Source organism: Mesorhizobium sp. B2-7-1, from assembly GCF_006440735.1.
In the GTDB taxonomy this organism is placed as follows: Bacteria; Pseudomonadota; Alphaproteobacteria; order Rhizobiales; family Rhizobiaceae; genus Mesorhizobium.
On record NZ_VFUA01000047.1, the window covers coordinates 38972 to 45814 of the forward strand.

The 6843-nt window shown below is 65.6% G+C and carries 9 protein-coding genes; 1 reads left to right on the top strand and 8 read right to left on the bottom strand.

Features of this window, described 5'->3' with window-relative positions; translation table 11 throughout:
• Nucleotides 1-78 precede the first annotated feature (78 nt).
• Nucleotides 79-1431, top strand: coding sequence for a chloride channel protein (locus FJ471_RS18510; protein WP_140805541.1), 1353 nt, complete (start codon nucleotides 79-81; stop codon nucleotides 1429-1431).
• A 17-nt stretch (nucleotides 1432-1448) separates the two neighbouring features.
• On the opposite strand, the gene FJ471_RS18515 is transcribed toward FJ471_RS18510, so the two are convergent.
• From FJ471_RS18515 to FJ471_RS18550, 8 genes are all read right to left on the bottom strand, one after another.
• Nucleotides 1449-2207 carry a DUF4336 domain-containing protein gene (locus tag FJ471_RS18515; protein WP_140805543.1) on the bottom strand — a complete coding sequence of 253 codons (759 nt, stop codon included), beginning with the start codon at nucleotides 2205-2207 and terminating at the stop codon, nucleotides 1449-1451.
• A gap of 33 nt (nucleotides 2208-2240) precedes the next feature.
• Nucleotides 2241-2759, bottom strand: a complete 519-nt coding sequence (locus tag FJ471_RS18520) for a hypothetical protein (RefSeq protein ID WP_140805545.1) — start codon at nucleotides 2757-2759, stop codon at nucleotides 2241-2243.
• Nucleotides 2760-2996: 237 nt separating this feature from the next.
• Nucleotides 2997-3317, bottom strand: a complete 321-nt coding sequence (locus FJ471_RS18525) for a hypothetical protein (protein ID WP_140805547.1) — start codon at nucleotides 3315-3317, stop codon at nucleotides 2997-2999.
• A gap of 67 nt (nucleotides 3318-3384) precedes the next feature.
• Nucleotides 3385-4170, bottom strand: coding sequence for a hypothetical protein (locus FJ471_RS18530; RefSeq protein ID WP_140805549.1), 786 nt, complete (start codon nucleotides 4168-4170; stop codon nucleotides 3385-3387).
• Complete coding sequence (locus tag FJ471_RS18535; protein WP_140805551.1) at nucleotides 4160-4690, bottom strand: sigma-70 family RNA polymerase sigma factor; 531 nt, start codon at nucleotides 4688-4690, stop codon at nucleotides 4160-4162. Before FJ471_RS18535 ends, FJ471_RS18530 begins: the two co-directional genes overlap by 11 nt.
• 563 nt (nucleotides 4691-5253) lie before the next feature.
• Nucleotides 5254-5445 (bottom strand): hypothetical protein, encoded by a 192-nt coding sequence (locus tag FJ471_RS18540; protein ID WP_140805553.1) that lies wholly within the window; start codon nucleotides 5443-5445, stop codon nucleotides 5254-5256.
• An 11-nt stretch (nucleotides 5446-5456) separates the two neighbouring features.
• Nucleotides 5457-5960 (bottom strand): invasion associated locus B family protein, encoded by a 504-nt coding sequence (locus FJ471_RS18545; RefSeq protein WP_140805555.1) that lies wholly within the window; start codon nucleotides 5958-5960, stop codon nucleotides 5457-5459.
• Nucleotides 5961-6217: 257 nt separating this feature from the next.
• Entirely contained in the window at nucleotides 6218-6580 is a 363-nt protein-coding gene (locus FJ471_RS18550) for a YkvA family protein (RefSeq protein WP_140805557.1), read from the bottom strand.
• Between the last annotated feature and the right edge of the window lie 263 nt (nucleotides 6581-6843).

The following is a 6843-nucleotide window of genomic DNA, read 5'->3' on the forward strand; positions in this document are numbered from 1 at the left end:
CATAGCGTCAGGCCCGCCCTCGCGGGTTGATCGGCCTGGCGAGTGTGCTAGGCCGTGTCAACCATCAAGAGGACGGTCATGGCCGGCATATCGCGAAAATACCGCATGCTGCGGCGTTCACACGCCATGTGGGTGTCGCGGCGCGTCTGGCAGCCGCGCCTCGTCTTCTGGGCCGGAGCCATCTCGATCGGCCTGATCAGCGTTCTGTTCGCCCTGCTCGCCGACCGCGCGCAGGCCCTGTTCCATGTCGTGACGGGCAATGACGGCGGCTGGCGCTTCTATCTGCCGCTTGTGGTGACGCCGCTCGGTTTCGTCCTTTGCGCCTGGCTTGCCCATTCCTTCTTCCCGGGATCGCAAGGCAGCGGCATTCCGCAGGCAATCGCGGCGCGCCATCTGCGCGAGGAGGACGACCGCAGCCGTATCCTGTCGCTCCGGCTGGTGGTGGGCAAGATCGCGCTCACCATCGTCGGCCTCGCCTGCGGCGCCTCGATCGGCCGCGAGGGCCCGACCGTGCAGGTCGGCGCTTCCGTGATGCTGCAGGCGGCGCGCTGGGGCGGCATGGCGCAGGCACGCGGCCTGATCCTGGCCGGCTCCGCCGCCGGCATCGCCGCCGCCTTCAACACGCCGCTCGCCGGCATCGTCTTCGCCATCGAGGAGATGGGCCGCTCCTATGAGTCGCGCACCAACGGGCTGGTGCTGACGGCGGTGATCCTGGCCGGCCTCGCCTCGCTGGGCCTGCTCGGCAACTACACCTATTTCGGCGTCGCCAAGGACACGGTCGCCTTCGCCACCGACTGGCCGCTGGTGCTCGCCTGCGGCATCATCGGCGGCGGCGTTGGCGCGCTATTCTCGCTGCTGGCACTGAAAATCATGCGCCGCATCCGGCGCTGGAACGCGCTGCAGCCATTGCCGCGCGCGCTGGCCGTGGCGGCTGTCTGCGGGCTCGCCGTCGCGGTGATCGGCGTCGCGTCCGGCGGGCTGACCTTCGGCACCGGCTATGCGCAGGCGCGCGGCGCGATCGAAGGCGCGCCGCTGCCGGCCTTCTTCTTCGTCGAGAAATTCGCGGCCGGCCTATTGTCGATGGTATCGGGGATTCCAGGCGGCCTCTTCGCGCCTTCGTTGGCGGTGGGCGCTGGGCTGGGCAGCACGCTCGGCCTGGTCTTCGGCACGGCCACCGGCACGGCGGCGCTGCTCGGCATGGCCGGTTATTTCGCGGGCGTCGTGCAGGCGCCGATGACGGCCTTCGTCATCATCCTCGAAATGACCGGCAACCACGACAACGTGATCGCGCTGATGTGCGCGGCGGTGCTGGGCTACGGCACGGCAAGGCTCGTCTCCAACGAACCGCTCTATCATGCGCTGTCGCGGGTCTTCATCGCCGAGGCGATCCGGCGGCGCAGGGCAGAGCCGGGCGACACCGTCAAGGCATAGCAGGCCGACGGGGATCCTCACAGGACCCAGCGGAATGCGCGCCGGAGCTCGGCGGCGCCGTCCTTGTCATACCACCGGCCATGGGCGATTATGACGCGTTCCGGCTGCCAGGCGAGCATCTGGCGAACCGCGGCCCGCAAGGCCCGACGGCGGCGAAAGAAGCTCAGCCGCATGTCGAGCGGCGCCTTGCCGTCCGGATCGGCAGCACCTGCGAGCCTGACGAGCAAGCGCAAAAACCAGCTGTGAATCCGCCCTGGCTCGAAGTTCTCGATCAGGTCGGTGAGGATCAGCGTTCGCGAGGCGCGATGAAACAGGGCGGCCTCGGTGAGGACGTCGCCGCGTACGACCAACAGGTCGACCTCGGCGGGCCAGGGCGAGTTGTCCGCGACCAGCAGCCGGTCCACCGCGATTTGACGCTTCGCCCGTTCCTGCAGGCCGCGCACGGCGAGAACTTCCGCGTCGGGAAAAGCGCCCTTCCAGTCGGGCAGCCACCAGTAGTGAAGCGAGTTCGGAGCGACCAGGAAGCGGACCGGCCCCAGAAGCTCGACCGCGGACCGGAGCGCGGGCGCAAGCGCCACGGGTGAATGCAGGATCAGGTCGCCATTGCGAAGCCGTATGACCGTCATGCGGGTGGTGAAGGGAAATTCAAACGGTCCGACGCCGAAGCCGATCCGTGGCCCGTCGACGATCCACAGATCGGGGGCGACGGGTTTCAGCACATCGATCGGCTCATAGAGATCGAGAGCGGACCTGTCGGTGGGAGGTTCCTGGGACATGACTGCCTGGCGGTAACTTGAAGCGCGATCCGGTCAGCCGAAACGGTTCGGCGTTTCCGAACCATATGGCGCGCCTTCGTCGGGAGGGAAGCGCGCGGCTTCACGCATCGCCAGCCACTCGCGAAGCGCCATGCGGATCACCTCCATGCGTCCGAGCTTCATGCGCGCCGCGATCCCCGACAGCACCACTTCGGTGGCCGGGTCGAACGCCATGGACGCCGAATCGCGCAGCATCGCCGCGGCGCGGAAATCGGCGCGCCGCGCTTCTTCGGCCGGACCGGCTTCCGCTTCGCCCGGCTTTGCATCGATGTTGCAATCCCGGATCGCAACGAGGCTGTCGCCTTCGATCGTCGCCAGGACGAGGCGCGACCCCGGCGGATAATATCTGGGCAAGGCAGCGGCCTGATCGGCGGGGATGGCGCCGTTCCACCCGCACAGCTCGCCGCCGAGCAGCCAGTTCTGCTGCCCGCCATTCGTCATCATGGCGATGTATTCCCCATCGCAGGGATAACCGATCAGTGCGATTTCCTCGTAGTCTTCCAATCTGCGCATGGCGATCGCCCGGTTCCTAGTGCGTTTCACCGTTTCACGGAAACGGCGAGACGCCCTATCTCCTTGTTTTGACGCAATTCCGAACGGAAAACCGCTCACACTTTTCCTGGAATTGCTCCAGCTGGATAGGCTCCAGGGTCGGAGCCGGTTTGTTTCCTCTTTTTGCGAAAACGGCCCGGCAACCCCAAGCCGAGATGCCGGGCCGTTGGGAAGCGCCCGCGCGCAACGCTTCCCGGGTCACCTTCCCGGGTCACCCGGGGGGCCGGCGACCTGAGACAGCGTCTCGTTCGCGCAGGCGATCAAAGGGACGGTGAAAGCCCGCAACCGCGCCTGCGACAGCCACAATTGGCGGTGCTCCCGTGACAGGCCTTTCATTGCGGCGCGAGCCGCCGAGGTGATCTCGAATGCGCCGCAGGCGGCGCATTGGAATTCCAACTTGCGCAGCGTGATCTCGGCTTCCAGGGACACTCCGGCGCAAACCGGGCAGCTGGACGGATAGTATCTCCTTTCAAACGACAGGAGGTTCATCGCGTGGACTTTTCCGACGGCATGCGGCATCGGCGGATCGTGAACTCCAACGTCGGGTGCATTCTTTTCCCTTCCGTGCAGCCAGCGGCGGCCGCGATCAGCCTCTTATCTTGGTCGCAACGCTGCGGCGCGTGGCGACCTCGATCTGCTTTGCTTCCACCTCGAGCCGATCCGGCGCGGCCGATCCCATCAGCGCGTAGGCCGTCCCCCCAGACTGCCAGTAGACCGTCGGCACGCGGCCGTCGGTGGCAGGCGTCGGCGGAACGGCGTCCTCGCCATTCATCGGCGCCGCCACGAGCGTGATACGCCCGACGCTTGGCGTATCGGCCGTCACGACCAGGCTCTGCTGTCCGTTCCAGGGCTGCACCTGGACATCCTTGACGGCCCATGACGAGGGCAGCGTCGGCATGCTGACGTTGACGGCGCCAACCAGCCGCTGGATCTTGTCCTGCTTGAGCTCGACGCCCTTTTCGGGGCCCGCGTTGAGCTGCGCGACGCGCAGCGCATCGCGCGCGGCCAGGATGAAGGTTTCATCAGCCGTCTTGCCGCCCTGGCGAAGCGGCACGGTGAGCGAGTTGGCCGACCATCCGATCGCGACCAGCGCGACGGCGGCAACCTGAAGCCTGAGCATGGCAAACATCCGCCTGCGGCGAAGCGCCTGTTCCAGCTGTTTCGCCTTGTCGACGGTGGCGCCGGGCGGGAACAATCGCCGCGGCTGGGAATCGCGCAGCGCCTCCATGCGCTGCGCGTGGGCAAACACCGCCGCCGCCAGTTCGGGCTCGTGGGCAAGCCGGGCCTGCAGCTCGGATCGCTGCGACGGCGACAATTCGCCGTCCAGCAAACGGCCGATGTCCTGTTCGGAAACGCGATCATCAGACCACATCACGCCCTCCTATGATCTTCAAACGACGGGAAGCTGCGCTGTCCATGTTTTCCATATTGTTCTTCAAGGCTGTTCGAGCCCGGCTGAGGCGGGACATCACGGTTCCCGTCGGCACGCCCAGCAGTTCGGCGGCCTCGGCATAGGTGAAGCCCAGTACGCCGACGAGATGGAGTATTTCGGCCTGGTCGGTCGGCATCCGGGCGAGAGCCCTGCTGACGTTGGAGAGCTCGGCGCTGTGCTCCTGCGGCGGCTGCGAGGCAGCCTCCGACATGTCGGCGATGGATGCAAGGCGCCGCCTGTCGGCGTCGGCCCGGCTGGCGCCGGTGAAGAACGTGTTGCGGACAATCCTGATCAGCCAGGGCAGCAGCGGCCGGGAGGCATCGTAGCTGCCGGCCATCGACAGCGCTCGGGCGAGAGCTTCCTGCACCAGGTCGTCGGCGTCGGAATCATTGCCGGTGAGCACCCTGCCGTAACGCCACAAATCCTCCAGATGCGGTATGACGTCGAACTTGGCTTTCATCCCATCTCATGCCGCCCGTCTCATGTTGCCCGTTTCAAGCCGCCCGTCTTCATGCTGCATTGACGCAAGCCGGGCCTACCTTGCCTGCGCTGCCCGGCCGGAGCCGGCGTGAAAGGCGGCCCAGCGGTCAGGGACAGGGACTGGCAACCGCTGGGCCGGATGGGAGCGTGCTCCTCCCGACTGCAAGCCCTGAAGACGCCAGTGCTTGCTGCCGCTCCCTGTTTTCGAGGTGGCCTTGTCTATGGCGACCACTTCAAAGAGCGTTCTCCCTCTTTTGCCCTATCTACCGGTCTCGGCCGGAAACTATTCCGTCCCGCCGTGCAATTTTTTCCGGACGCAGGGCTGCAGGCGAACGCCGGCGCGTGGAATCGACCGCCGGGACAAAGCCGAATGGCAAAAAAGGCCGGACCTGGTGGTCCGGCCTTCGTCATTGTCGCCGACATGGCTGGCAACCACGACAATGCGGTTGCGCTGATATGCGCCGCCGAAGGGACGCGCGAGGCCGGCCTATCGTTCTTCCGCTTTTGCCTGTGGGAGGCGGACCTCGCTGTTGCGCCAGAGGGTCAGATCTCCCTGGCTTTCAACATCGCCCCGCGCATCGAGAGCTTCCAGCCGCTCGGCGATGTCGTCCCAGGAAACCTTTCGCCCGCCTTGCGAAGCGCGTCTTCGGTCTTTGCGAGGACCATGGCCGTCTTCTGCCATCGGTCCATCACCATTTGCCTGATGGCGCGGTCGATGTTGCCGTCCGCCGCCAACGGGCCTCAGCCTATTTGCACTTGGCGATCGAGGCCAGCGCGGCCGAGATGCCCTTCAGCGAGAAGACGTAGGAGGTGGGGTTGCCGCGACCGGACTTGGCCTGCACCTTCATGTCGGAGCCGGTCTTCATGGCGGCGATCAGCACCGGCTCTTCCGCGGCGTTCTCGACCCAGGCCGACTTGCCGCGGGTAAACATCGAGAAGCTCTTCTTGTCGATGGTGACGGTGGCCTTCGAGCCTTCCTGGAAGTTGTAGCCGGCGATGAACTGCGGCTCGTAAGAGACCTGCTGCCCGGGCCGCTGGCTGACGAAGAAGAACATGTCGCCATGGTCGAGCGTCGTCGGCTGCTTGTCGGTGGGCACGGTCAGCACGTAGCAGACCTTGCCGGCTGCCGACTGATAGCTGTAGGTGCCCCAGGCATTGTGCTGGCCGATCTTGGTCGCCTGCTGCGCCAAAACCGGCACTGCCGAGGCCACCAGGACCAGGCTGGAAACTATAGCAATCAATCCGCGCATTGTTCTTCCCGTATTCCAAGTGGTGCGGAGGCGGGCCGCATGGCGTCCTGCCGTCGCTTCATTTTGATTTAATCAGGGTTACCAAACGGTGAATTGTCCTCGAAGAAAAGGAACTCACCCCAGGAAACCGCCACCATCCGCGCCGCCACTGTGGATTGAGGCGGGCGCGACGTCCCGGCGCGGAGTTGGATGCCACGAAAACGGCAAGAGTTTGTCTTTTCGCACGTGCTGATTTGCGGGTGTGGGGCGAGCCGCCGTCAGCCCTTGTCGGCAAGCGCGTCCCTGGCGGCCTGCCTGTGGGCAGGCGTGATATGGGCGCTGACGGCGGTGATAGCGGCGGTCAGCACGGCAAGGTCATCGGTGTAACCGAGGCCGACGATAAAGTCGGGAATGAAATCGAACGGCAGGACGAAATAGCCGAGCGCACCGAGCAGGGTGGCCTTGGCGCGCAGCGGCGTGTCCTTGTCCAGGGCGCAGTAATAGGCGGCGACGACCTCGTCCATGAACGGGATCTGCCGCGCCGCCTTCTTGGCGGTGCGCCAGAATTTCTCGCGGACCTCGCCTTCGCCGGCGAGTTTGTCGCCGAAGCCGAAGAAATCGAAACCGGTGCCTTGCGTCATCAGTCGCTCCTTGGCGGCCGCGTGCATCGTTGCAACGGCCTGCCGCGGGAAAATGTGGTGAAAGCGGGGGGCTGCTACAAGAGTTTAGGGTCTGCACCGGCCTAAAAATCGAACTCGCCAGCGCTGGCAGCGTGTAATCCGAGTCGGCAATCGCAGCGTTGGAGATTGGCCGGAACGTCCCGCCCATCGTCATGTATGGACGGCCCCTCTTGGGCAAGAGGCAAAATAGCGGCGGCGGCGCAAGTCTGGAGCGGTCATGTATT